At 63.0% G+C, this 24,499-nt stretch carries 21 protein-coding genes and 1 tRNA gene; 16 read left to right on the top strand and 6 right to left on the bottom strand.

Annotation, left to right across the window (positions count from 1 at the left end; all coding sequences use genetic code 11):
• Nucleotides 1-60 precede the first annotated feature (60 nt).
• Nucleotides 61-723: a haloacid dehalogenase type II gene (locus tag EOC83_RS22555; protein WP_013532669.1), complete on the top strand. Its 663-nt coding sequence runs from the start codon at nt 61-63 to the stop codon at nt 721-723.
• A gap of 170 nt (nt 724-893) precedes the next feature.
• Nucleotides 894-1,718 carry a L,D-transpeptidase gene (locus EOC83_RS22560; protein ID WP_013532670.1) on the top strand — a complete coding sequence of 275 codons (825 nt, stop codon included), beginning with the start codon at nt 894-896 and terminating at the stop codon, nt 1,716-1,718.
• Between the two features lie 32 nt (nt 1,719-1,750).
• Here the strand turns inward: EOC83_RS22560 and EOC83_RS22565 are convergent, their stop codons facing one another.
• Nucleotides 1,751-3,298, bottom strand: coding sequence for a helicase HerA-like C-terminal domain-containing protein (locus EOC83_RS22565; protein ID WP_013532671.1), 1,548 nt, complete (start codon nt 3,296-3,298; stop codon nt 1,751-1,753).
• A 329-nt stretch (nt 3,299-3,627) separates the two neighbouring features.
• Between EOC83_RS22565 and EOC83_RS22570 the strand changes: the two genes are divergently transcribed.
• The 3 genes from EOC83_RS22570 to EOC83_RS22580 all read left to right on the top strand — a co-directional run bounded on the left by EOC83_RS22570 (nt 3,628) and on the right by EOC83_RS22580 (nt 7,474).
• Nucleotides 3,628-5,070, top strand: coding sequence for a methylmalonyl-CoA mutase subunit beta (locus EOC83_RS22570; protein ID WP_013532672.1), 1,443 nt, complete (start codon nt 3,628-3,630; stop codon nt 5,068-5,070).
• Nucleotides 5,067-7,190 (top strand): methylmalonyl-CoA mutase, encoded by a 2,124-nt coding sequence (scpA, locus tag EOC83_RS22575; RefSeq protein WP_013532673.1) that lies wholly within the window; start codon nt 5,067-5,069, stop codon nt 7,188-7,190. Before EOC83_RS22570 ends, scpA begins: the two co-directional genes overlap by 4 nt.
• Nucleotides 7,191-7,321: 131 nt before the next feature.
• Complete coding sequence (locus tag EOC83_RS22580; RefSeq protein ID WP_244514279.1) at nt 7,322-7,474, top strand: hypothetical protein; 153 nt, start codon at nt 7,322-7,324, stop codon at nt 7,472-7,474.
• A gap of 32 nt (nt 7,475-7,506) precedes the next feature.
• Here the strand turns inward: EOC83_RS22580 and greA are convergent, their stop codons facing one another.
• Nucleotides 7,507-7,980 (bottom strand): transcription elongation factor GreA, encoded by a 474-nt coding sequence (gene greA, locus EOC83_RS22585; protein WP_013532674.1) that lies wholly within the window; start codon nt 7,978-7,980, stop codon nt 7,507-7,509.
• 121 nt (nt 7,981-8,101) lie between these two features.
• Here greA and EOC83_RS22590 point away from each other — a divergent pair, with 121 nt between their 5' ends.
• A complete protein-coding gene (locus tag EOC83_RS22590) occupies nt 8,102-9,478 on the top strand; it encodes a TIGR03808 family TAT-translocated repetitive protein (protein WP_013532675.1) in 1,377 nt (458 codons plus the stop codon).
• Here EOC83_RS22590 and EOC83_RS22595 read toward each other — a convergent pair.
• On the bottom strand, nt 9,471-10,475 hold the full coding sequence (locus tag EOC83_RS22595) for an asparaginase (RefSeq protein ID WP_013532676.1): 1,005 nt from the start codon (nt 10,473-10,475) through the stop codon (nt 9,471-9,473). The two genes, EOC83_RS22590 and EOC83_RS22595, sit on opposite strands and share 8 nt — an antisense overlap.
• 25 nt (nt 10,476-10,500) lie before the next feature.
• The gene (locus EOC83_RS22600) at nt 10,501-11,667 is read right to left on the bottom strand and encodes an acetyl-CoA acetyltransferase (RefSeq protein ID WP_013532677.1); all 1,167 of its coding nucleotides are present in this window, start codon (nt 11,665-11,667) and stop codon (nt 10,501-10,503) included.
• Between the two features lie 203 nt (nt 11,668-11,870).
• Between EOC83_RS22600 and betI the strand changes: the two genes are divergently transcribed.
• Genes betI through betB form a run of 5 tightly spaced genes read left to right on the top strand, consistent with a single transcriptional unit; the run spans nt 11,871 to nt 18,154 of the window.
• Entirely contained in the window at nt 11,871-12,461 is a 591-nt protein-coding gene (gene betI, locus EOC83_RS22605) for a transcriptional regulator BetI (RefSeq protein ID WP_013532678.1), read from the top strand.
• Nucleotides 12,458-13,987, top strand: a complete 1,530-nt coding sequence (gene betC, locus EOC83_RS22610; RefSeq protein ID WP_063167696.1) for a choline-sulfatase — start codon at nt 12,458-12,460, stop codon at nt 13,985-13,987. Before betI ends, betC begins: the two co-directional genes overlap by 4 nt.
• On the top strand, nt 13,984-14,988 hold the full coding sequence (locus EOC83_RS22615) for a threonine/serine dehydratase (RefSeq protein WP_063167695.1): 1,005 nt from the start codon (nt 13,984-13,986) through the stop codon (nt 14,986-14,988). Before betC ends, EOC83_RS22615 begins: the two co-directional genes overlap by 4 nt.
• Nucleotides 14,981-16,633 (top strand): choline dehydrogenase, encoded by a 1,653-nt coding sequence (gene betA, locus EOC83_RS22620; RefSeq protein WP_013532681.1) that lies wholly within the window; start codon nt 14,981-14,983, stop codon nt 16,631-16,633. Before EOC83_RS22615 ends, betA begins: the two co-directional genes overlap by 8 nt.
• 57 nt (nt 16,634-16,690) lie before the next feature.
• The gene (gene betB / locus EOC83_RS22625) at nt 16,691-18,154 is read left to right on the top strand and encodes a betaine-aldehyde dehydrogenase (protein ID WP_013532682.1); all 1,464 of its coding nucleotides are present in this window, start codon (nt 16,691-16,693) and stop codon (nt 18,152-18,154) included.
• An 8-nt stretch (nt 18,155-18,162) separates the two neighbouring features.
• Here the strand turns inward: betB and EOC83_RS22630 are convergent, their stop codons facing one another.
• Nucleotides 18,163-20,403 (bottom strand): mannose-1-phosphate guanylyltransferase/mannose-6-phosphate isomerase, encoded by a 2,241-nt coding sequence (locus EOC83_RS22630; RefSeq protein WP_013532683.1) that lies wholly within the window; start codon nt 20,401-20,403, stop codon nt 18,163-18,165.
• 11 nt (nt 20,404-20,414) lie between these two features.
• On the bottom strand, nt 20,415-21,935 hold the full coding sequence (locus EOC83_RS22635; RefSeq protein WP_013532684.1) for a phosphomannomutase/phosphoglucomutase: 1,521 nt from the start codon (nt 21,933-21,935) through the stop codon (nt 20,415-20,417).
• A gap of 201 nt (nt 21,936-22,136) precedes the next feature.
• On the opposite strand from EOC83_RS22635, the gene EOC83_RS22640 reads away from it, so the two are divergent.
• The 5 genes from EOC83_RS22640 to EOC83_RS22660 all read left to right on the top strand — a co-directional run bounded on the left by EOC83_RS22640 (nt 22,137) and on the right by EOC83_RS22660 (nt 24,480).
• A tRNA-Pro gene (locus EOC83_RS22640) sits at nt 22,137-22,213 on the top strand.
• A gap of 538 nt (nt 22,214-22,751) precedes the next feature.
• A complete protein-coding gene (locus tag EOC83_RS22645) occupies nt 22,752-23,042 on the top strand; it encodes a hypothetical protein (protein ID WP_013532685.1) in 291 nt (96 codons plus the stop codon).
• A 207-nt stretch (nt 23,043-23,249) separates the two neighbouring features.
• A complete protein-coding gene (locus tag EOC83_RS22650; protein ID WP_024503705.1) occupies nt 23,250-23,465 on the top strand; it encodes a hypothetical protein in 216 nt (71 codons plus the stop codon).
• A gap of 6 nt (nt 23,466-23,471) precedes the next feature.
• On the top strand, nt 23,472-23,912 hold the full coding sequence (locus tag EOC83_RS32855) for a hypothetical protein (protein ID WP_063167694.1): 441 nt from the start codon (nt 23,472-23,474) through the stop codon (nt 23,910-23,912).
• Between the two features lie 265 nt (nt 23,913-24,177).
• Nucleotides 24,178-24,480, top strand: a complete 303-nt coding sequence (locus tag EOC83_RS22660; protein WP_224621054.1) for a hypothetical protein — start codon at nt 24,178-24,180, stop codon at nt 24,478-24,480.
• Nucleotides 24,481-24,499: the final 19 nt, after the last annotated feature.

The following is a 24,499-nucleotide window of genomic DNA, read 5'->3' on the forward strand; positions in this document are numbered from 1 at the left end:
GCCGGGGCGCAATGCAATCAAAGCTTGCACCTTGTCGCGCCTGCCCTCAAAACTGCTGTCATGCAATACGCCGCCTATGTCTTCGACGCCTATGGCACGCTGTTCGACGTGCATGCCGCCGTACGCCGTCATGCCGACCGGATCGGGCCGGACGGCCAATTGCTGTCCGAGATCTGGCGCGCCAAACAGCTCGAATATTCCTGGGTGCGCACGCTGATGGGCGCCTATGCCGATTTCTGGCAACTGACCGAACAGGCGCTCGATTTCGCCTTGCGCAAGGTTCCCTCGGCCGACCCCGGTCTCAAGGCGATATTGCTGGATGCCTATTGGCGGCTCGATTGCTATCCGGAAGTGCCGGCCGTGCTCAAGGCGCTCAAGGCTTCGGGAGCGAGGCTGGCGATCCTGTCCAACGGCTCGCCCGAAATGCTGCAGGCGGCGGTCAAATCCGCCGCGCTCGACCAGGTTCTGGACGATATCTATTCCGTCGATACGGTGCGGCGCTTCAAGACCGATCCCGCGGTCTACGACATGGTCGCCACCGGCCGGCGCCTCTACCCCGGCGCGGTTTCCTTCCAGTCGTCCAATCGCTGGGACATTGCAGGCGCCACCAAATTCGGCTTTCGCACGGTGTGGATCAACCGCTCCAACCAGCCCGAAGAATACCGGGACTTCCCACCGGCCCTGATCCTGCCGTCGCTCGAAGCCCTTGTGCCCGGCAGCTAAGAGACCTGTGTCTCTGGCGCCACAGTAGCAGCCTGGTCACAGCTTCGCCTTTCTTTGCCCACGTTCGGGCCAGAATCGGAACCGCCTATCGCCCCAGGTGTTGTCAGGCACCCGCGTAACTGTCGGCGAATTCACGCTTTGTTGCGATTTGAGACTTAAAGAAGGCAACCATGTCCATAACCGAAATCGAATCTTTTCGCCTGAGCCGTCGCGGCTTTCTCAATGCCGCAGCCCTGGGCGCCGCTTCGATCGCGGTTTCCGCATGCGCCACCACCGGGCCGGGTCCGGTCGAGCCGCCGCCACCAACCTATGTCGAGCCGCCTCTGGCGGACTATGTGACGATGTATGCAGCAGTCAGCGACGGCGGCTTCGATTTGCCGGCCATCCCAGTCGACAAGATCGATCCGCAATTCCTGCGTCAGATCGTTCCCGACCCGACGGGACAGAAGCCGGGAACCATAGTCGTCGATACGACCGGCCACTTCCTTTATCTGGTTCGTCCAGGCGGTCAGGCGATACGCTACGGTGTCGGCCTTGGCCGCGCCGGCTTCGAATGGTCCGGCGACGCCGTCGTTCAGTGGAAGCAGAAATGGCCAAAATGGACGCCGCCGGACGAAATGATAGCCCGCCAGCCGGAACTGAAACCCTACAGCGCCGACAATGGCGGCATGCCCGGCGGCCTGAAGAATCCGCTCGGTGCACGCGCGCTCTATCTGTTCCAGGGCAATGTCGACACGCTCTACCGTCTGCACGGCTCGCCGGAGTGGCGCTCGATCGGCAAGTCGGTGTCGTCAGGCTGCGTGCGTCTGATGAACCAGGACATTATCGACCTCTATGATCGCGTGCCCTCGAAGACGCCGGTCATCGTGACCAGCGACGCCAGCCAACCCATGGTGGCGACGGCCAACCGACAGGCGATCCCGATCGATGCCGGCGTGCCGGACGGTTCGGTGCTGCTTGGACCGGTCAAGGCGATCACGAATTCGATTTTCTGAGCTGACTAGGCAGCGGCGCCCGCTGCCTCCAGTCACCGCCCGCGCGACAAGCTCCCCAGAATGCCGCGCACGATTGCCCGACCGACCGAGGAGCCGACCGAGCGCACCACCGACTTGATCGCCGCCTCTGCGACCGTCTGGCGGTTGGACGGGCGCGGTGCAGATGTGCGCCTGCCACCGGATTGCGGCGCGGGATCGTCATTGCCGAAGCCCGGAATGGTCCAGCGCGAGCCGCCGCTGCCGGCCTGCTGGGCCTGCTCTTCGGCATCCTGCGCGTCCTTGGCCTTTTTCTGCAGCATTTCGAAAGCCGATTCGCGATCGACGGCCTGATCGTACTGGCCGGCGACCGGGCTTTCCTGGATCAGCTTTTGCCGCTCAGCGGCCGTTATGGGCCCAAGCCGCGAGGATGGCGGGCGGATCAGTGTCCGCTGCACCATGGACGGAACACCCTTGGCTTCCAACGTCGAGACCAGCGCCTCGCCAGTGGCAAGCTGTGTAATGGCGGTCATGCAGTCGAAATCGGGATTTGGCCGGAACGTTTCGGCCGCCGTCCGGACTGCCTGCTGCTCGCGCGGTGTATAGGCGCGCAGCGCGTGCTGGACGCGATTGCCGAGCTGGGCCAGGACTTTTTCAGGGATATCCAAAGGGTTCTGGGTGACGAAATAGACGCCGACGCCTTTCGAGCGGATCAGTCGGACGACCTGTTCGACGCGATCGATGAGCACCTTGGGTGCTTCGTCGAACAGAAGATGGGCCTCGTCGAAGAAGAACACCAGCTTCGGCTTGTCGGGGTCGCCGACTTCCGGCAGCACCTCGAACAGCTCCGACATCAGCCATAGCAGGAAGGTCGCGTAGAGCCGCGGATTCATCATCAGCTTGTCGGCGGCAAGCACGCTGATGGCGCCGCGTCCGTCGCGGGTGGTGCGCATGATATCGGCGATACGCAGTGCCGGTTCGCCGAAGAAGTTTGCGGCCCCCTGCTGTTCGAGGACCAGCAGCGTGCGCTGGATAGCCCCGACCGATGGCTTCGTCACGTTGCCATAGCGCGAGCCGATCTCGTCGGCGCGCTCGGCGATGTTGGCGAGCAGCGCCTGCAGATCCTTCATGTCGAGCAGCAGCAAGCCTTCCTCGTCCGCCAGGCGGAAGGCGATGTTCATGATGCCTTCCTGCGCCTCGGTCAGGTTCATCAGGCGCGACAGCAACAACGGCCCCATTTCCGAGACCGTGGCGCGGATCGGATGACCCTGCTCGCCGAACAAGTCCCAGAAGATAACGGGAAATTCCTGGAAGTCATACGGATCGAGCTTGACCTGTTCGGCCCGCTTGACGAGGAAATCCTGTGCCGTGCCCATCATCGCGATGCCCGACAGATCACCCTTGATGTCCGCGCAGAACACCGGCACGCCGGCGTTGGAAAATCCTTCGGCCAGGATCTGCAAGGTGACGGTCTTGCCGGTGCCGGTGGCGCCGGTCACCAGGCCGTGACGATTCCCATATCGCAGCAACAACTGCTCGGCACGCTGATAGCTGTCGTCGGGCTTTCGGCTGGCGCCGATGAAAATACTGGTCTCGTCAGCCATATGTCCGGTCTCCGCAAACTGATGTGTCTAAAGCCAGTGGCCTTGCCGCAGGTATAGTGAGGCCATTGCACAGCGACAATGCCATTCGTCCAAATCGGGGCCATTCGTCCAAATCCGGGCCATTCGCCCAAATCGGCCCCATTCGTTCAGATCGGGTTTTTGGAGCTTGCGGATTTTGCCGCTGTTTGGCAATCGTCGTCCACGCGGACTGACCTATATCTGATGGATCGAATCCGGTCTCTGAAAGCGCATTGCATTGCGATATCGGACCGGGGACCGTAGACTGAACCGCTCCCGGCTGGTGCGGCCGCATGAAACGAGGAGGACGGATGGGCGCCGGAGCCTTGATCCAGGACGTGGAACCCGAGAACGCCGAGCGTCAGCGATGGCTCGCCTTGGCGGAAAAGGCATTGGCAGGCGCTTCCTTCGAGGAAAAGCTGGTCTCGCACAGCGATGACAACATCCGTATCGAACCGCTCTACGACCGCAGCACCGCGGCGGAACCGATCGTGCGTACAAACCCGAAATCGCCATGGATCGTCAGCCAGCGCATCGACGATCCGGACATCGACCGTGCCAGAAGCCAAGCGCTGGAGGATGTTGCACAGGGTGCCACGGGATTGTCGCTGGTCTTCGAAGGGGCGCCCAACGCGTTCGGCTACGGCTTGCCGAGAACGGCGGAGGCGCTGGAGGCGGTGCTGGACGGCATACCGCTCAACCGCATCCAGGTTCGCATCGACGCCCATCCCTGGAGCCGCGCCGTGGCCGACTGGCTGGTCGCGTTCCTGAGCAAGCGGCGATCGGACCCGGCAAAGCTCAACCTCTCCTTCGGCATCGATCCAGCGGCGATCTTCGCGGGAACCGGTCGGCTGCGCATGTCGATCGAGGCGCTGCAGGCCTCTATGCCACAGTCGCTGGCGCACTTCTTCGCGATGGGCGTTCCGGGCGTGCTGCTGGAAGCTGACGGGCGCGTGTTCCACAATGCCGGCGCCACGGAAGCGCAGGAACTTGGCATCATGCTGGCTTCGGCTGTCTCCTATCTCAGAATGTTCGAGACGGCGCGGCAGCCGCTTGTCTATGCCGCACCCCATATCGGTTTTGCGCTCAGCGTCGACCAGGACCAGTTGCTGTCGACGGCCAAGATGCGAGCACTGCGCAGGCTATGGGCGCGGGTGCAGGAGGCTTGTTCGATCCCGACATCCACCGCCAATATCCATGCCGAGACGTCGTTTCGCATGATGACGGCGATGGATCCGGAGACCAACATCCTGCGCACCACCATTGCATGCTTTGCCGCGGCGTGCGGCGGCGCCGATTCGATCTCCATCCTGCCGCACACGATCGCGCATGGTCTGCCGGCGGGTTTTGCCCGTCGTGTTGCCCGCAACACGCAGCTGATCATGGCCAATGAAAGCCATATCGATCATGTCACCGATCCCGCCTATGGTTCCGGCGCCGTCGAGGCGTTGACCGCGGAGTTGTGCGAGTTGGCGTGGACGGAATTGCAGACGATCGAAGCCGAGGGCGGTGTCCTGTCCAGCCTTCAGGACGGACGCATCCAGAAGCGCGTCCACGCAGCTGCGGAGCAGCGCAATGCAGCCTACCGCACAGGCCAACGGGCCATCATCGGCACCACGCTCTATCCATCGAAAGACGAACGTCCGGTCGAGACGCTGGCGGCGGAACGGCGGCCGGCCTTCACCGAAGGCGTTGCCGTCTGCGAGGCGCTGTTTCCAGTCCGCATCGACCAATCGATCGGAGCCGGCTCTTGATCCCGGACTTCGGCCAGATCGGCTGGGTCCCGCCACGCCGCGCTCCCGTCGAGGTCAAAGGCCAGCGGACCACGCCGGAAGGGCTCGTCGCCAAGCATCTGTACAATCAAAGCGACCTCAAGGGGTTGCCGCATCTCGACACCTATCCCGGCCTGCCGCCCTTCGTGCGCGGCCCCTACCCGACCATGTATGTCCAGCAGCCCTGGACCATCCGGCAATATGCCGGCTTCTCGACGGCCGAAGAATCCAATGCATTTTACCGACGCAACCTTGCCGCCGGCCAGAAGGGCCTGTCGGTCGCCTTCGATCTCGCCACGCATCGCGGCTATGACAGCGATCATCCGCGCGTTGCCGGCGATGTCGGCATGGCTGGCGTCGCCATCGATTCCATTCTCGACATGCGGCAGCTCTTCGACGGCATTCCGCTCGGCGAGATGACGGTATCGATGACGATGAACGGCGCGGTGCTGCCGATCATGGCGCTCTACATTGTCGCGGCGGAAGAACAGGGCGTTGCGCAGAAAGATCTCGCCGGCACCATTCAGAACGACATTCTGAAAGAGTTCATGGTCCGCAACACCTACATCTATCCGCCGAAACCCTCGATGCGGATCGTGTCGGACATCTTCTCGTACACATCGAAGAACATGCCGAAGTTCAATTCGATATCGATCTCCGGCTATCACATGCAGGAGGCCGGCGCGACGGCCGACCTTGAACTCGCCTATACGATCGCCGATGGCATCGAGTATGCCCGCGCCGGCGTCGCGGCGGGCCTCGACATTGACCGCTTTGCGCCGCGCCTGTCCTTCTTCTGGGCCATCGGCATGAATTTCTTCATGGAAGTCGCCAAGCTGCGGGCCGCGCGCCTGTTGTGGGCGACCCTGATGCAGAAGAATTTTTCGCCCAAGGACGAGCGCTCGTTGTCGCTGCGCACCCATTGCCAGACTTCTGGCTGGTCGCTGACGGCGCAGGATCCCTACAACAACATTGTCCGCACCATGATCGAGGCAATGGCTGCAACGCAGGGCCACACCCAATCGCTGCACACCAATTCCTTCGACGAGGCGATGGCGCTGCCGACCGACCATTCGGCGCGGATCGCCCGCAACACCCAGCTCATCCTGCAAAAGGAATCCGGCACCACGCGCATCATCGACCCGTGGGGCGGTTCGGCCTATCTTGAACGGCTGACGCATGATCTGGCGGCGCGCGCGCTTGCTCATATCGAGGAGGTCGAGGCGCTCGGCGGCATGGCGGCGGCGACCGAACAGGGCATTCCCAAGCTGCGCATCGAGGAAGCTGCCGCGCGCACGCAGGCGCGGATCGATTCCGGCGAGCAGATGCTGGTCGGCGTCAACGCCCATCGGCCCGAGACCGACATCGAGGTCGACGTGCTGAAGATCGACAATGCCGAGGTCAGGGCCCGGCAATTGTCGAAGCTGCAACGGCTGAAGGGCACGCGCGATGTCGCCGCCGTCGAAAGCGCACTCGATGCGCTGACCCGTGCCGCGCAAGGCAATGAAAACCTGCTGGAATTCGCCATCCGAGCCGCGCGCGCCAATGCAACGGTCGGCGAGATTTCATTCGCGTTGGAAAGGGCGTTTGGGCGCCACGTCGCTACGGTGCAGACCATTTCCGGCATCTATCGCAAGGCGCTTGGCGATCATCCCGTGGTCGACGGGCTGCAGGACAAGCTTGACGCCTTCGAGAAGAAGACCGGCGGCAAGCCGCGCATTCTCGTCGCCAAGATGGGCCAGGACGGCCACGACCGTGGCCAGAAGGTCATCGCTACGGCCTTCGCCGATCTCGGCTTCGACGTCACCGTCGGCGCGATGTTCCAGACACCGGATGAGATCGCCAGGCTGGCGGTCGCACAGGACGTCCACATCGTCGGCGCCTCGTCGCTGGCGGCGGGACATTTGACGCTGATCCCGGAACTGCGCGACGCGCTTAAAAAGCTCGGCCGCGGCGACATGCTGATCGTCGCCGGCGGCGTCATCCCACCGCAGGACTATGACGCGGTGCGGCAAGCCGGCGCTGCGGAAATCTTCCCGCCGGGCACAGTCATTCCAGAGGCAGCGGATCGCCTGCTGGACCGCCTGCTGGCCACGGACTAGGACTGCTGCATCTCTGAAAAGGTTGTGCTAGACTGACACTGCAACCAAGGTGCGGTAACCGTGAAGACGACCATCCACAAGCTCGACGACGGATCAGATGCCCTGATCTTGCCACGGGAATGCTGGACAGCTTGAATCTGCAATCGGGCGATCAGCTCCAGATCATCGAAACTGATCACGGCATCATTTTAAGACCGGTGGCCGACAGGTTCGAACGGCAGATGAAGGCCGCGCGCGAGGTCATGGACAAATATCGGGTCGGGCTTCAGAAACTCGCCAAATGACGCGCCAATCAGTGCGGCGGATTTGAGACGTCCTAGCTCTCGGAGAGCTTGACGATTTCCCATTCCTTGCCGTTGACGCTGGCCAAGTCGCCGATCTTCTTGCCGAACAGGGCGACAGCCATTGGCGAAACATGCGAAATGCTGCCCTTGGTGGGATCAGCCTCGTCCTCGCCGACGATCTTCCAATGCACCTTCTTGCCGTCATCGCTCTCGATCGTGACGCCCATGCCGAAGCGCACAACGTCACTGCCCGGCTCCGGCACCGAGAGTTCGGCGCTTTCGCGCCGGGCGGTCCAGTAACGCAGATCGCGCGACACGACCGCTATGCGCTCGCGGTCGGCTTTGCGTTCGGCCTTCGCCAGTATGTCGCGCAGATCGGCCAGATTTTCCTCGATCTGCGCCAGGCCGCGTTCCGTCACCAGATTGCGATGCTGGCTGACCGGCCGCTCACCGACACCGGCGATGGCATTTTCGCTGTCTTCCTCGCGGGTGAAAGCTCTGCTCATTTCCTGAACTTAGGCCCGCAGAGGCTGCTCGACAAGCCATTGTCGTTTCCGTCCAGAGGAGAGGCAAACCGTCTGGCACGATTCCTGCGACGCCAAGGTTGAACGCTGGGATTCTGTGCCGATGTTGAACAGACGAACGCTGCTGACTGGAACCGCCGGCTTTGCCGTCATGGGCCTTGCGCTCGGCAAGGCGGTAGCCGCAAGCTTGAGCGGCATCGAGAAAGCCTCGATGCGCGGCTCGATCAATGCCACCGAACTCGGCGTGCAGCCCGGCACATCAGACGATCAGAGCAAGGCCTTCGCCAAACTGCTGCGTGACGCAAACAGCCGCGACATGCCGGTGTTCCTGCCGCCCGGCACCTATGTCGTCTCCAATCTTTCGCTGCCCGGCCGCGTACGTCTTTCCGGCGTGCCGGGCGCGACGCGCATCGTTTACGGCGGTGACGGCCACCTGTTCATGGCCGAACAGGCCGACCATATCGAACTTAGCGGACTGGTCTTCGATGGTGCGAACCGTGCGATGGGCGATTACACGCAAGGGCTGCTCGATCTTCGCCGTGTCGCGCACCTCGCCATCGACAATTGCCAGATCACCGGCAGCGGCAAGAACGGGCTGGCGCTGGAACACGCGATCGGCCGGATCGAGCGCTGTGAGATATCGGGCGCCGCCGATGCCGGCATCTATTCGGTCGAAGCCGGCGGGCTGGCCATCACGGGCAACACCGTTTCCGACTGCGCCAATGGCGGCATCCTCGTACACCGCTGGCAGGTGGCCGAAGACGGCACCATGGTCACCGGCAACCGCGTCCAAGGGATCCAGGCACGCAGCGGCGGAACCGGGCAGAACGGCAACGGCATCAATGCCTTTCGCGCCGGCAATGTCGTCATCTCGGGCAACATCGTCTCGGACTGCGCCTTCTCGGCCATCCGCGCCAACAGCGCCAGCAACCTGCAGATATCGGGCAACACCTGCTCGCGCTCTGGCGAAACGGCGATCTATTCCGAGTTCTCGTTCGAAGGCGCCATCATCAGCAACAACATCGTCGACGGCGCCGCCAACGGCATCTCGATCGTCAATTTCAACGAAGGCGGCCGCATGGGCGTCTGTTCCGGCAACATCGTGCGCAATCTGTCGACCAGCGGCCCCTACCCCGCCGACTCGCCGGGATTTGGCGTCGGCATCGGCGTTGAGGCCGACACCACCGTTTCCAACAATGTCATCGAGAACGCGCCACTCTATGGCATGCAGATCGGCTGGGGCCCGTACCTGCGCAATGTCGTCGCCACCGGCAACATCATCCGCAAGGCAGGAACCGGGATCGTCGTATCCGTGGTCGAGGGCGCCGGTACGGCCGTCATTTCAGACAATGTCATCGACGGCGCGCTGAACGGTGCGGTTGTCGGCCAGCGCTGGGCGGAGCCCGCGACAGGCGATCTCGCCTCGTCAAACGGTAGCGGCTACGCGCATCTGACCGTCGAGCGCAATCACGTCACTTGAGAGTTGCCGTCGGCCTCAGCGCTCCGACTTTGGCACCGTTGCGATTTTCGATGGGCGTGTTTGCCAATTCGAGCAGCTTCGCCGCCAAGGCCTCGTCGGCACGCAACAGTTTGGCAAGGACGGCGGCAACCATGGCTTCGCCGGCGCGGCCGGCGCCATCATCGCATTTGAGTGCGATGCCGAGGCCAAGTTCCGGAATTGCGGCACAATGGACGCCTTCGGCGCCGCCCTTCGTGAAAATCCGCCCTGGTGCGGCCTCCATCAACGCGACGTCTTCGCGGCCGCTGCCGGAAACGAAGAAGGGCTCGGCCATGCAGGCGGAAAGCAGCCGCTTTGCAGCCTTGGCTCGCTCTGGGCCAAAACCTGATGTCGTGGCCATGCGGGCAAAGCCGAGCGCGAAGCTCCTGAGCGGCACCGCGTAGGTCGGGATCGAACAGCCGTCGATGGCACGCTGGTCCTCACCATGGACAGCGCCCGTCACCGACTGCATGGCGTCGCGCACCATGTCCTGCAGGCCGTGTCCCGGCTTGACATAGCCGCGATGCGCAATGCCGGCGTGGACGCAGGTGCAGAGGAAGCCGGAATGTTTGCCGGAACAATTGTTGTGCAAGGCGTTCGGCGAGCCGCCGGCGCGGGCGAGCGCAATCTCGGCGTCATGATTGGATGGCCAATGCGTGCCGCATTCGAGCGCCGATCCGTCCAGCCCAGCCTTGGCCAGCATGGATCGCGCAAGGTCGACATGTGCCGGCTCGCCCGAGTGGGAGGCGCAGGCGAGCGCCAGTTCGCGGTTGCCGAAACCATAGGCATCCGCCGCCCCGCTTTCGACCAACGGCAAGGCCTGGATCGCCTTGACCGCCGAGCGCGGAAACACCGGCTTGGCCGTATCGCCGATCTCCCACACGGGCTTGCCGTCGCCATCGAAGACCGCGACTGAGCCGCGATGCGCGCTCTCGACGATCGCGCCGCGCAAGACTTCGATCAGAACCGGATTTGTCATGTCACCTCCCGCAAATGCGGGCGGTTTATCTGATCCGGTCGAGAATGGAAACGTAGTTGGCGACCGCCGCACCGCCCATATTGAAGATGCCGCCCAGTTTTGCGCCCGGCACCTGGATGCCGCTGGCCTCACCGACAAGCTGCATGGCGGTCAAGACATGCATGGACACGCCAGTGGCGCCGATCGGATGGCCCTTGGCCTTCAGCCCGCCGGACGGATTGACCGGCAGGCGACCATCCTTGGCCGTTGTGCCGTCCAACGCCAGCTTCGCCCCCTCTCCCGGCTTGGCAAGGCCCATCGCCTCGTACTCGATCAGTTCGGCAATGGTGAAGCAGTCATGCGTTTCGACGAAGGACAGATCGTCGAGCGTCACGCCGGCCGATTTCAGCGCCCGGTTCCAGGCCTGCTCGCAGCCTTCGAAGGTCAGAATGTCGCGCTTCGACATCGGCAGGAAATCCTGCACATGTTCGTTGGCGCGGAAGGCAACGGCACGGCGCATCTTCAGTGCCGTGGCGGTGTCGGCAAGGATAAGGGCGGCGGCGCCGTCGGAGACCAGCGAGCAGTCGGTGCGCTTCAGAGGACCGGCAACGAAGGGGTTCTTCTCGCTCTCTTGGCGGCAGAACTCATAGCCGAAATCCTTGCGCATCTGCGCATAGGGATTGTCGACGCCGTTCTTGTGGTTCTTGGCGGCAATCATGGCCAGCGCATCCGACTGATCGCCATAACGCTGGAAATAGGCCTGCGCGATCTTGCCGAAGACGCCGGCGAAACCCGCGGGTGTCTCGCCGTCCTCGGGCAGATAGGACGCCTTGAGCAGGTTTTTGCCGATCTCCGGCCCCGGCGTCGTCGTCATCTGCTCCGCGCCGACCACCAGCACGATGCGAGCGGCATTCGCGTCGATGGCGCGGATGCCTTGGCGGACCGCCGCCGATCCGGTGGCGCAAGCGTTCTCGACACGCGTCGCCGGCTTGAAGCGCAGCCGGTCGTCGGCCTGAAGCACCAGACTGGCGGTGAAATCCTGCGCCGAAAAACCGGCGTTGAAGTGGCCGAGCACGATCTCGTCGACCTCGTCGGGACCGATGCCGGCATGGTCGAGCGCGTCCGTTGCCACCTTGACGATGAGGTTTTCGAGCGTTTCGCCCTCAAGCTTGCCGAAGCGCGAATGCGTCCATCCGACGATGCATGCGGTCATGGCGGTCTCCATCCTTGGCGCCGGCCTGGCATGTCGGCTCACGGCGCATTTCGCATCTATTGTTCAAAGATAAACAATCGTGCCGGTTTCGTGAAGGGCTGGAGGCGTACAATCGCTTGGTACAGCCGAGATCGCGGCCGATTTTTTTGTTGATTGACGCGTCAATAAAAAATAATCCTGTTCTCTCAAAGGATCATGGCGAGATGCCGAAAATCGGAATGGAACCGCTGCGCCGCAAGGCGCTGATCGACGCGACGATCTCGGCGATCGGCGAGCGCGGTTCGCTCGACGTGACCATGTCCGAGATCGCCGGACGCGCCGGCGTGTCGTCCGCCCTTGCCCATCATTATTTTGGTGCCAAGGACGAGCTGCTCTTGGCGACGATGCGGCACATACTGGCGGAGCTTACAGCCGATACGTTGCGCGCCCTTGGCTCGGCCAATAGCGCGCGCGAAAGGGTCTCGGCGGTGGTCGCTGTCAATTTCTCCGACATCCAGTTCCAGCCGGAAACCATCGCCGCCTGGCTCGCCTTCTATGTCGAGGCGCAGAAATCATCGGCCTTGCGCCGGCTGCTCAAGGTCTACGCGCGGCGGCTGCACTCGAACCTGATGAGCGGGCTGACCGGGATCTTGCCCAGAGCCGAAGCCGACCGCGCCGCCGAAGCGACCGCGGCGATGATCGACGGGCTCTACATCAGGCGGGCGCTGAAAGACGGCGTGCCCGATGCCGCGACCGCGATCGCGCTGGTCGAGGACTATCTCGAAACCAAACTTGGCGAGCGGCGCAAACAGTGACAATGAAGCGAACCAATTTCCTGATCGTCATGGTCGACCAGCTCAACGGAACCCTGTTTCCGGACGGACCGGCGGAGTTTCTGCATACACCGCATCTGAAAGCGTTGGCCGCGCGTTCGGCGCGCTTTGCCAACAACTACACGGCCTCGCCGCTCTGCGCGCCGGGCCGTGCCTCGTTCATGAGCGGGCAATTGCCGTCGCGCACCGGCGTCTATGACAATGCCGCCGAATTCGCCTCATCGATCCCGACCTTTGCCCATCATTTGCGCGCCGCCGGCTACTACACCTGCCTGTCGGGCAAGATGCATTTCGTTGGGCCGGACCAGTTGCATGGTTTCGAGGAGCGGCTGACGACCGACATTTATCCAGCCGATTTCGGCTGGACGCCGGATTACCGCAAGCCCGGCGAGCGTATCGACTGGTGGTATCACAATCTGGGCTCGGTGACCGGTGCAGGCGTCGCCGAGATCACCAACCAGATGGAGTATGACGACGAGGTCGTGTTCCTGGCCACGCAGAAGCTCTATCAGCTTTCGCGCGAACAGGACGATGCGAACCATCGGCCTTGGTGCCTCACTGTCTCGCTGTCGCATCCGCACGATCCCTATGTCGCGCGCAAGCAGTATTGGGATCTCTATGAGCATTGCCGGGCGCTGGACCCGGAAACCGGGTTCATCGCGTATGACCAGCAGGATACGCATTCCCGGCGGCTGTACCACGCCAGCGACTATCCCTCTTTCGAGATCACACCGGAGCAGGTGCGTCGTTCGCGGCAGGGCTATTTCGCCAACATCTCCTATGTCGACGACAAGCTGGGCGAGATCCTGGACGTTCTCGAGCGTACACGCATGGCGGACGACACAATCATCCTGTTCTGCTCGGATCACGGCGACATGCTCGGCGAGCGCGGCCTGTGGTTCAAGATGAGCTTCTTCGAGGGTTCGGCGCGGGTGCCGCTGATGATTGCCGGCAAGGGCGTTCGCGCCGGGCTGATCGAGACGCCGGTCTCCAATCTCGACGTGGCGCCGACGCTTTGCGATCTCGCCGGCATCGACATCGCTGCGATCGCGCCGTGGACCGACGGCCAGTCGCTGCTGCCGCTCACCGAGGGCATCGAGCGCACCGCGCCGGTGTTGATGGAGTATGCCGCCGAAGGGTCCAATGCGCCTTTGGTGGCGATCCGCGACGGCAGATACAAATTCGTCCATTGCGAGCTCGATCCGCCGCAACTGTTCGATCTCGAAGCCGATCCGCTCGAACGGGACAATCTGGCCGACGACGCGGCCAATGCGGGCCTGGTGGCGGCATTCATGGACAAGGTCCAGACACGCTGGGACATGGCCGGCTTCGACGCCGCTGTCCGCGAAAGCCAGGCGCGCCGCTGGGTCGTCTATCCGGCGCTGCGCAACGGCGCCTATTACCCCTGGGATTTCCAACCCCTGCAAAAGGCGTCCGAGCGTTACATGCGCAATCACATGAACCTCGACAATCTCGAAGAGAGCAAACGGTATCCGCGAGGCGAATGATGTCAGACCTTCTCGTCCCCTCCCTTGACCATCTCAAGCAGGCCTATGCCGTCACCTCCAGGGCGACGCAGATCACGCCGCTGCTGGAATCGACGGCACTAGCCCGCGAGACCGGCGCCGCCCGCGTCTTCATCAAGCCGGAATCGCTGCAATGGGCCGGCTCATTCAAGGTGCGCGGCGCCTATTGGCGCCTGAAGCAGCTTTCAGTTGACGAAGCGAAGAAGGGCGTCGTCGCCTACTCCTCCGGCAATTTCGCGCAAGGGCTGGCGGCTGCCGGCCAGGCGCTTGGCGTTCCCGTCACCATCGTCATGCCGATCGACGCACCGGCCGCCAAGCGTGATGCCACGGCGGGCTATGGCGCCCGCGTCGTGCTGACCGACCATGGCGAGCGCGCGCGGGAGGAAGTCGCCGCCGCCAAGGCGCGCGAGATCGCCGAGACAGAGGGCCTGGCGCTGCTGCATCCATTCGACGATCCGGAGATCGTCGCCGGCCAGGCGGGCGCCGGCCTCGAAGCGCTTGACCAACTCGAAGCCAAAGGTGCCAGCGCCGACCTCTTGTTCTGCTCGGTCGGTGGCGGTGGGTTGATCGGCGGCGTTTCGCTCGCCTTCCATTATCTGTCGCCCGCCACAGAGATCATCGGCGTCGAGCCGGAAGGTTTCAATGGCATGGGCTCGTCGCTGGCGCATGGCAGCATCGAGACGATGCCGATCGGGCCGAAATCGATCTGCGACGGTTTGATGTCGCGACGGCCGGGCGATGCTCCGTTTGCCGCGGTCAAGACGGCGGGTGTTCACGGCATCACCGTCGACGACCAATCGGTGCGGCGCGCGATGCGGATCGCCTTCGAGCGCATGAAGCTGGTGCTCGAACCGTCGGGGGCGGCGTCGATCGCGGCATTGCTCGGCGGCAAGGTGGATGTGAAGGACAAGACCGTCCTTGTTGTGGCTACCGGCGGCAATGTCTCGCTCGCCGATTTCATGGCGCATATGAACCATGCTTGAAGCGGATTTCGTCATCATCGGCTCCGGCTCGGCCGGCTCGGCCATGGCCTATCGCCTGTCGGAAGACGGCAAGCATTCGGTCATCGTCATCGAATTCGGCGGCAGCGATATCGGGCCGCTGATCCAGATGCCGTCGGCGCTGTCGATCCCGCTCAACATGAGCCTCTACGACTGGGGCTTTGCCAGCGAGCCGGAGCCGCATCTCGGCGGCCGTGTGCTGGCGACACCGCGCGGCAAGGTTATCGGCGGCTCGTCCTCGATCAACGGCATGGTCTATGTGCGCGGCCACGCCCGCGACTTCGACCATTGGGCCGAAGAGGGTGCGGCCGGCTGGGGCTTCGCCGACGTGCTCCCCTATTTCAAGCGCATGGAGGATTCGGATGGCGGCGAGGATGGCTGGCGCGGGCACGGCGGGCCGCTGCATGTGCAGCGCGGCTCGCGTAAAAATCCGCTCTATGGCGCCTTCGTCGAGGCTGGCCGCCAGGCCGGGTTCGAACTGACGGAGGACTATAACGGTTCCAAGCAGGAAGGTTTTGGGCCGATGGAGCAGACCATCAGCGGCGGCCGCCGATGGTCGGCGGCATCAGCCTATCTGAAGCCGGCGCTGAAGCGCAAAAACGTCAGTCTGGTCAAGGGCTTTGCGCGGCGGGTGATCATCGAGAATCAGCGCGCCATCGGCGTCGAGATCGAAGCTCACAAACAGATTCAGGTCGTTAAGGCGCGACGTGAGGTAATCGTCGCCGCATCGTCGATCAATTCGCCCAAGATCCTGATGCTGTCCGGCATCGGTCCGGCCGAGCATCTGCGCGAAAACGGCATTCCGGTGGTGGCCGACAGGCCCGGCGTCGGCCGCAACCTGCAGGACCATATGGAGCTCTACATCCAGCAGGAATCATTGCTGCCGATCACGCTCAATTCGGTGCTGAATCCGTTCTCGAAAGCGCTCATCGGGGCGCAGTGGCTGTTCCTCAAGAACGGGCTAGGCGCCACCAACCATTTCGAAGCGGCGGCCTTCGTGCGATCGCGTGCCGGCGTCGACTACCCCGACATCCAGTACCATTTCATCCCCGCGGCAGTCCGCTATGACGGCAAGGCGGCGGCCAAGTCGCACGGCTTCCAGGCGCATGTCGGACCGATGCGCTCGAAGTCGCGGGGGTCGGTGACGCTGCGCTCGCCGGACCCGAAATCGAAACCGATGATCCACTTCAACTACATGTCGCATCCAGACGACTGGGCGGAGTTCCGCCACTGCATCCGGCTGACCCGCGAGATCTTCGGCCAGTCGGCGTTCGATCCCTATCGAGGCAAGGAGATATCGCCGGGCAGCCACGTGCAGTCGGACGACGATCTCGACATCTTCATCCGGGATCACGCGGAGAGCGCCTACCATCCTTGCGGCACCTGCAAGATGGGCCGCGCCGACGACGTGATGAGCGTCGTCGATCCGGAGTGCCGGGTCATCGGCGTCGAAGGATTGCGGGTCGCCGATTCCTCGATCTTCCCGCGCGTCACCAACGGCAATCTCAATGCGCCGTCGATCATGACCGGCGAGAAGGCATCCGATCACATCCTTGGCCGCACGCCGCTGGCGCCGTCCAACCAGGAACCATGGATCAATCCGCGCTGGCAGGCGTCGGACAGATAGAGCATGATCGTGTGACTGCACGATCCGCATGCCGCGAAAGACAATCTGGAGACTTCCATGCGCGCTCAGCCCACGGCATCGCACTATGTCAACGGACGCTACATCGAGGACGAAGGCGGCGCCCCGCTGCCGGTCATCTATCCGGCAACCGGCGAGACCATCGCCATGCTGCGTTCGGCAACGCCGAACGTGCTGGAACTCGCCGTCGAGGCCGCGCGGGCGGCGCAGCCCGCCTGGGCGCGGCTGAAGCCGGTCGAGCGCGGGCGCATCCTGCGCCGCGCCGCCGACATATTACGCGCCCGCAACGCCGACCTCGCTCGCATCGAGACGCTGGACACCGGCAAGGCGATCCAGGAAACGTTGGTGGCGGATGCGCCCTCGGCTGCGGACTGCCTTGAATATTTCGGCGGTGCCGTTGCCGCCTACAACGGCGAGTCGGTCGATCTCGGCGGACCCTTCGCCTACACAAGGCGCGAAGCGCTCGGCGTCTGTGTCGGCATCGGCGCATGGAACTACCCGATCCAGATCGCCGGCTGGAAATCGGCACCGGCGCTCGCCATGGGCAATGCCATGGTGTTCAAGCCGTCGGAAAACACGCCGCTGTCGGCGCTGGCACTGGCCGAGATCTACAGCGAAGCGGGGCTACCCGACGGCTTGTTCAACGTTGTGCAGGGCTATGGCGATGTCGGCGCCGGGCTTGTCGGCCACGATGTCGTCGCCAAGGTCTCGGTGACCGGTTCGGTGCCGACCGGCCGCAAGGTGCTGTCGCTTGCCGGCTCGAAGATGAAGCACGCGACGATGGAACTCGGGGGCAAGTCGCCGCTGATCGTGTTCGACGATGCCGACATCGAGAACGCCATTGGCGGCGCCATGCTCGGCAATTTCTATTCGACCGGACAGATCTGCTCCAACGGCACGCGCGTCTTCGTGCAGAGCGGCATCCACGACCGCTTTGTCGACCGTCTGATAGAGCGGACCAAGAAAATCCGCATCGGCGACCCGCTCGATCCCGAAACCCAGATGGGACCGCTGGTCTCCAAGGCGCAGCACGACAAGGTGGCCGGCTATATCGAGATCGGCAAGCAGGATGGAGCGACGCTTGCTTGCGGCGGCAATGTGCCTTCGCTGCAGGGCTTTCAGGGCGGCTTCTTCGTCGAGCCGACGGTGTTCACCGGCGTGACCGATGGCATGCGCATCGCCCGTGAAGAAATTTTCGGACCAGTGATGAGCGTGTTGAAATTCGACGGCGAGGACGAGGTGATCGACCGCGCCAACGACACCGAATTCGGCCTCGCTGCCGGCGTCTTCACGCGCGACCTGCCGCGCGCCCACCGCGTCATCGCCGAACTGCAGGCCGGCACCTGCTGGATCAACGCGTATAATCTGACGCCGGTGGAAATCCCGTTCGGCGGCTTCAAACAGTCAGGCATCGGGCGTGAGAATTCACTGGCCGCACTGGCGCTCTATTCGCAGCTGAAGTCGATCTATGTCGAGACCGGGGATGTGGCGAGCCCGTACTGAGGCTGCCCTTACGCCTTCAGGTCGGCCGTGCTGTCCAGATACTGGGTCAGCGCGCAGACCAGATGATAGAAGATGCTGGCCGGAACGTCCGATGCCAGTGAGCGGCCGCGCTCGTCGATGCGGTCGATCCACAGGCCGAGCGGCGCCGGGTCGATGTGCCAGCGGAACAGCCGGCCGACGCGCGCTTCGATCTCGGGCTTCAGATCGGGGCCGCCCGAGCCATCCAGTGCGATCGCCGCCTTCACGGCTTCGGCCTGCGGCCAGCTGCGCGATATCAGGTCGAGCGGCAGGCCCTGCCGCGAGACGGCGCCATAGGCAAGCCCGGTGGCGCGGTTGAGGCCATTGGCGATGGCCGAGGCGTAGAGTTTCCTGGCAAAGCCGCTCAACTCGGCCTGGCCGCTGCGCCCGGCGAAATCGACCAACAAAGAGGCCCATTCGAAATGGTGGCCAGGCTCGGTCCACGAGCCTTTCTCGCCGGCGGATGGTTTCCATTCGGCATCGAAATACTCGCCAAGCGTCCAGCTTTCCGGATCGAAGAAATGACTGCGGAAGAGGTCGATGATGCGCGCTGCGCGGCGCAGATGGGCGCGCTCGCCGGTCGCCTGGTGCCAGGCGAGGAAGGCCTCAAGCAGGTGCATATGCGGGTTGGAGCGGCGCTCGCCTTTGCCATCCGATGTCTCAAGGAAGCCGGTCATGCGGCTGTCTTCGAGATGCGCATCGAGAAAGGCGAAGGTTTCCTCGCCGAGGCGCAAGGCGTCGGGATTGCCAGACATATGCGCATGCGCCAGTGCCAGGAGCACGCAGGAATGATCGTAGGCATCCTCGGTGGCGTCGGCAACCGAACCGTCAACATTCAGCGTCCGAACCCAGCCGCCCTTGTCGGTGCGGCCCTTGCCGGCCATGAAGGCGATGCCGTGGCTGATCAGCCGGTCGGCCGGACCGTCCCAGCCGCGCGCCCGGGCAACGGCGAAGGCATAGACCTGCCTCGCCGTGGTGCGCATGCGCTTGGGCTTCATCAACGGCGAAGCGTCCAGGCCAAGCGCTTCGTGAAAGCCGCCATGGCGTTCGTCGACGCCCGATGTCGACCACAGCGGCAAGGTCTCCTGAAACAGCCAGTGATGCACGCGCCGCCGCCAGGCGCCGCTTTCGATGACGCGGTCATGCGCCGGCGTGAACCTGGTTTCCAGGCGACCCGATTTTTCGAGCTGCTCGACGATCTTCTTGACGTGTTGGCTGTGGCTGACCGGAGCGACGAAGGTGGCATCCGATGTCGAAACGATGGCGATGTCCTTCATGCCGATCGCCGACAGCAGGCGGCCGTCACTGCGAATGTAGGAATTCTCGCAATCGATGGCGACGACGTCGCCGATGATGACATTGCCCCGGTCGTCGGCGGGGCCGACATCGAGCAGCGACTGCCATGAGCCGAGATCGTTCCAGCGGAAGCCGGCCGGCACCATCGCGATGTCTTTTGCCCGCTCCATGATGGCGTAGTCGATCGAGTTCGACGGAATGGCGGCGTAGAGTTCTAGCGGCATGTAAAGGCCGGACAAATCCGATGTCGCTGCCTTGTACGCTGCTTCGGTGGCCTGCCAGATATCCGGCTGGAACGCTATGAAGGCATCACGCATGGCGCTGGCGCGAAAAAGGAAGATACCGGTGTTCCAGTAGAAATTTCCGGCCTTGAGATAGCTTTGCGCAGTCGCAAGATCCGGCTTTTCGACGAAGCGCGACACGTCGAAGATGCCGCCGCTTTCGGCCGCAACCTCGATATAGCCGTAGCCGGTCTCGGGCTGTGTCGGCCTGATGCCGAACACCACCAGCCGGCCGCTACGCGCTGCCTCGGTGCCGGCTTCGACGCTCTGCCAGAACTGGCGCGGGGTCGATATCTCATGGTCCGACGGCACCACCAGCACCAGGCTGTCGCCGAACTCGGACAGTGTGCGCAGCGTCGCCAGTGCGACGGCGGCGGCTGTGTTGCGCCCGGTCGGCTCGAACAGCGGCCCGCCGCCGGCGAGGTCGAGGCCGGCAAGATCGGCGTGAACGCGGTCGGCATGGCGCTCCGCGGCAATCAGGAAGATCGGCGTTTCGCCTTCCGGCCGGGCCGTCAGCCGGCGCAAGGTCTTGGCCAGCATCGAGCCGTCGCCGGACAGATCGTGGAACTGCTTGGGATTGTCCTCGCGCGACAGCGGCCACAACCGCGAGCCGACCCCGCCGCTCATGACAAAACTGACAATCCGCTCGGTCATTCAACCACCATTCAAAAGGTCTGGTTGTAGGCGCCCACCTCGGGGCTGCGGCGCAGCACGGTGTCGACAGCCTCGAACATCTCCCGTCGACGCTGCGACGACACCGGGCTTTCGACGACCACGACCAGTTCCGGCTTGTTCGACGAGGCGCGCACCAGTCCCCAGGTGCCGTCGTCCGCGACAACGCGCGCACCGTTGACGGTGATGAGGTCGGCGATCTTCTGGCCCGCAAAAACCGTTCCATCCCGCTTCATGGCCTGAAAGTCGGCAACCACCCGCTCGACAACGCCATACTTCACATCGTCCGCGCAGTGCGACGACATGGTCGGCGTGCCGAAGGTCAGCGGCAGCGCGCGGTATAGATCGGCCATCGAACTGCCGGGGCTGCGGTCCAGCATCTGGCAGATGGCAATGGCGGTGACCAGCCCATCGTCATAACCCCGCCCGATCGGCGGGTTGAAGAAGAAATGGCCCGACTTTTCGAAACCGGCGACGGCGCCAAGCTCGGCGACGCGGCGCTTGATGTAGGAGTGGCCGGTCTTCCAGTAGTCGGTGACGGCGCTGTTGGCGCGCAGCACGCTGTCTGTGTTGAACAGGCCGGTCGACTTGACGTCGACGACGAAGGTCGAGCCCGGATGCTGGCTGGAGATATCGCGCGCCAGCATCACACCGACCTTGTCGGCAAAAATCTCATTGCCCTCATTGTCGACGACGCCGCAGCGGTCGCCGTCACCGTCGAAGCCAAGGCCGACATCGGCTCCAGTCTCAAGCACCTTGTCCCTGATGGCATGCAGCATCTGCATATCCTCGGGATTGGGATTGTAGCGCGGAAAGGTGTGGTCGAGTTCGACATCGAGCGGGATGACCTCGCAGCCGATGCGCTGCAGCGCTTGCGGCGCGAAGGCGCCGGCGGTGCCGTTGCCGCAGGCGGCGACCACTTTCAGCTTTCGGGTGATGCGCTTGTCCTCGGTCAGATCGTCGAGATAAGTAGCGCGAAAATCGCGAACGAAATCGTAGGAGCCGCCGCCGACGAGATCGAAATCGCCGGCCAGTACAATCTGCTTCAGCGCGCTCATCTCTTCCGGCCCGAAAGTCAGCGGCCGCGCCGCACCCATCTTGACGCCGGTCCAGCCATTCTCGTTATGCGAGGCGGTGACCATAGCGACCGAAGGCACGTCCAGTGCGAACTGGGCGAAATAGGCCATCGGCGACAACGCCAGTCCGATGTCCCTCACCCGAGCGCCTGCAGCCATCAAACCGGACACCAGCGCCAGCTTGATGCCAAGCGAATAGGAGCGGAAATCGTGCCCGGTGACGATATCGGGACCGGCACCGACACGGCGGATCAGCGTGCCAAGCCCCATTCCGAGCGCCTGGACGCCATTCAGATTGAGCTCCGGCAGTTGCGCGGAGCCGGGATGGCCAAACCACCAGCGCGCATCATATTCTCGAAAGCCGGATGGCTTGATCAGCGCTTCGGTTTCGAACTCGAAACTGTTGGGCCGGGCGTCGCCAACGATGCTGAAGGACAAGACTGGAAAACTCCGAGTGGCGGAAATTACGAGTTGTCGAGGACTGCGGCTTAGCACAGAAGGCTTTAAGCCACGTTTATCCCAGGAGGGAATCCGAGCCTTTCGGGCTATGCTCGACGAAAGCCGATGAAATGCGACAGAAGTGCTGCCATGCCGCTTGCAGGAACGAAGTGTGGCGGCTATAAGCCCGCGGTCTGGTCACGGAGTGTAGCGCAGCCTGGTAGCGCACCTCGTTCGGGACGAGGGGGTCGCAGGTTCAAATCCTGCCACTCCGACCAGAAAAAACAAAGAGTTAGCGCATCCCGACTTCGGCGCTCCACCTGCCCCTCAAGCGAGATTACTCGCGTCTCCCCGCCGGCCGACAGCGATGCCTGTTGCACTGGACAGCAACCAGACGGTCAACCGGCCGCTTTATGCCTTCATACGTGCGCTCGCGGACAGATTCCGGAAAACATCTCAACTGGCACGCGCGTCCGGCTAGCGGAGGCCAAAAAAGCTCAAGATCGCTATCACGATGACCACAGCTCCAACGAGCCAAATGATATTGTTCATGATCTCTCTCCTGTTGCCTGGGGGAAGCCCGCGCCTCTGGCGGAGAACGCGGGCCGACCAGTCTTTGCCGACTGATCCGCAGCAGACACCAAATCGTGATCCCGGCTGCGAGAAATAAAACCATCAGGCACGTCTAATGTTCCGTCGTTGACGAGATCCGGCGATGACCAGTGAACGTTCGGGCCGATGCCGGACCACCGGAACCAAAGTGATCAGGGGCAGTTAATCCAATGAAGGGCTAATTAAGAAAATGGAGAAATTGCAATGAAAACAATGATCATGTGCGCGTTGGCGATTTCCATTGGACTGCCCGTCGTGGCTTCGGCAGCCGAAGCCGATGTGGTTGTTAGAACCCATCATCGACATCACGGCAGCGTCAAGATCATCAACGAAGACGGTCAGCGCTTGCACCACCGCCGCCATGGTACTGTGGCGTTCTACGACCATGGGCGCCGGCATCATCACCGCGATACCGTTGTCGTGACAGGTTCCGTTTCCACCCATCGCCACCACCATCGGCACCATCCCGTGGTGATCGAGAACGACGGGTACTGACCACAGATCTCCGGCCCGATTCTTGAAGGAATCGGGCCACGAGAGGCCCTTTGATCATGCTTTTGGCAGCACCGTCGGCAAGACAATTGCCCCTAGCCAGACTTAGGTCTGACCCCTGCCCGACCGAAGTCCAGGTTGGAAACGCATGCGCTTGCCCCAAATTCGGGGTGGCGGGCAAAAATGATCGATGAAACCAAGAGCAGCAGCATGTCGAACCGTGAGACCAAACGATCCGATGCCCTGAGCACGCGAGTAACAGAGATCAAGGCCAGGATGCAGCAAGCCCAGATTACCGAAGACGAGATGAAGACCTTCCAGAAGGTCGCGGCCATCATGGAGGGCGGCGAGGGCCGAATCGAGGTTGACGACCTGATTGCCGCGTCATTCCTCACCGACACGCTGCTGAACAGCCCGAAGCGTTAAGCGACCATGCCGACGATTAGCAGACTTTTTGATTCCCACGCCGATGCGACGCGGGTCGCTAGCGACTTGGTGGCGGCCGGAATTCCTCGCGTACAGATCGCGATCATCGGGCCTTACAATGACGAGACAGGATCTGTTTGGGTTTCCGCTTTGGGATCGGTACTGGGCGCTGCTGCCGGCGGGTTGGCATGTCTGAGCGTCGTTGCGGCAGTTGGCATCAATCCTGTTGCTGCGAGCGTATTGCCAACAGCGGTGGCTGGCGCGGTCTGTGGCGGCGTTGCCGGCGGTCTGTTTGGAACATTCGCCCTGCACGCCATGAAGGCGGATGATCAGGACGTGGCCGAGGGCGTCGTCCTGGTGACGGCGCATGTCGATGAAAATGACGCCGAGATCGCTCAGACAGTGCTCGGCGGTCCCCCGTCGACGTTGGTGGCCGAAGCAGCTTAGGAAAGCCGCCTCGACGTCGCCGGAACCGGCACTCTCCGTTTGCCAGCGATTGAACTCCACACCCGGCAGATAGCAATTCAGACTGGGGATGTTCCTGCCGTCGGCCCGCATGGCCGAACCCTGTGGCAGGTTGCTTCGCGGCCGCATATTTTGACGAAAAGGCCCGTCGGCTCTAGGGTCGATGGACCTGATGGAATGAGTGAAACGGCGGGCCGAGTGCGACATGAATTTGAATTCAACCACAGCCCCGCCCTTGATTCTTGTGATGACGCTGGTTCTCGTCGCTGGCTGTTCATCGCTCGGCAGAACCGTCGATCCGGCGAAATACGATTCAATGACGTGCACCGACCTCAACAGTGCGATGGGAGACGTCGCCCGTGACATCTCGCAAACGGCAATCACGCGCGGCAAGGTCGCCAACACCAATGTTCCACGCTGGCTGCTCGGCGGCTCACGCGTGAAGACCGCGGTAGCCAACCGTGAAACAGCCAGGATCGACCGGCTTAAGCAGCAACAGGATGCCATTGCCGCCGTGCGAGCGCGCAAGTGCCAGAGGTCCGCGAATTGAGCGGACAGCCAACGCCTCG

This window comes from Mesorhizobium sp. Primo-A (genome assembly GCF_003997175.1).
Classification (GTDB): domain Bacteria; phylum Pseudomonadota; class Alphaproteobacteria; order Rhizobiales; family Rhizobiaceae; genus Mesorhizobium; species Mesorhizobium ciceri.

Coding starts and splice junctions, on each gene's coding strand:
- EOC83_RS22555 (WP_013532669.1), top strand. CDS start 61: ATGCAATACGCCGCCTATGTCTTCGACGCCTATGGCACGCTGTTCGAC.
- EOC83_RS22560 (WP_013532670.1), top strand. CDS start 894: ATGTCCATAACCGAAATCGAATCTTTTCGCCTGAGCCGTCGCGGCTTT.
- EOC83_RS22565 (WP_013532671.1), bottom strand. CDS start 3,298: ATGGCTGACGAGACCAGTATTTTCATCGGCGCCAGCCGAAAGCCCGAC.
- EOC83_RS22570 (WP_013532672.1), top strand. CDS start 3,628: ATGGGCGCCGGAGCCTTGATCCAGGACGTGGAACCCGAGAACGCCGAG.
- greA (WP_013532674.1), bottom strand. CDS start 7,980: ATGAGCAGAGCTTTCACCCGCGAGGAAGACAGCGAAAATGCCATCGCC.
- EOC83_RS22590 (WP_013532675.1), top strand. CDS start 8,102: ATGTTGAACAGACGAACGCTGCTGACTGGAACCGCCGGCTTTGCCGTC.
- EOC83_RS22595 (WP_013532676.1), bottom strand. CDS start 10,475: ATGACAAATCCGGTTCTGATCGAAGTCTTGCGCGGCGCGATCGTCGAG.
- EOC83_RS22600 (WP_013532677.1), bottom strand. CDS start 11,667: ATGACCGCATGCATCGTCGGATGGACGCATTCGCGCTTCGGCAAGCTT.
- betI (WP_013532678.1), top strand. CDS start 11,871: ATGCCGAAAATCGGAATGGAACCGCTGCGCCGCAAGGCGCTGATCGAC.
- EOC83_RS22615 (WP_063167695.1), top strand. CDS start 13,984: ATGATGTCAGACCTTCTCGTCCCCTCCCTTGACCATCTCAAGCAGGCC.
- betA (WP_013532681.1), top strand. CDS start 14,981: ATGCTTGAAGCGGATTTCGTCATCATCGGCTCCGGCTCGGCCGGCTCG.
- betB (WP_013532682.1), top strand. CDS start 16,691: ATGCGCGCTCAGCCCACGGCATCGCACTATGTCAACGGACGCTACATC.
- EOC83_RS22630 (WP_013532683.1), bottom strand. CDS start 20,403: ATGACCGAGCGGATTGTCAGTTTTGTCATGAGCGGCGGGGTCGGCTCG.
- EOC83_RS22645 (WP_013532685.1), top strand. CDS start 22,752: ATGAAAACAATGATCATGTGCGCGTTGGCGATTTCCATTGGACTGCCC.
- EOC83_RS22650 (WP_024503705.1), top strand. CDS start 23,250: ATGTCGAACCGTGAGACCAAACGATCCGATGCCCTGAGCACGCGAGTA.
- EOC83_RS32855 (WP_063167694.1), top strand. CDS start 23,472: ATGCCGACGATTAGCAGACTTTTTGATTCCCACGCCGATGCGACGCGG.
- EOC83_RS22660 (WP_224621054.1), top strand. CDS start 24,178: ATGACGCTGGTTCTCGTCGCTGGCTGTTCATCGCTCGGCAGAACCGTC.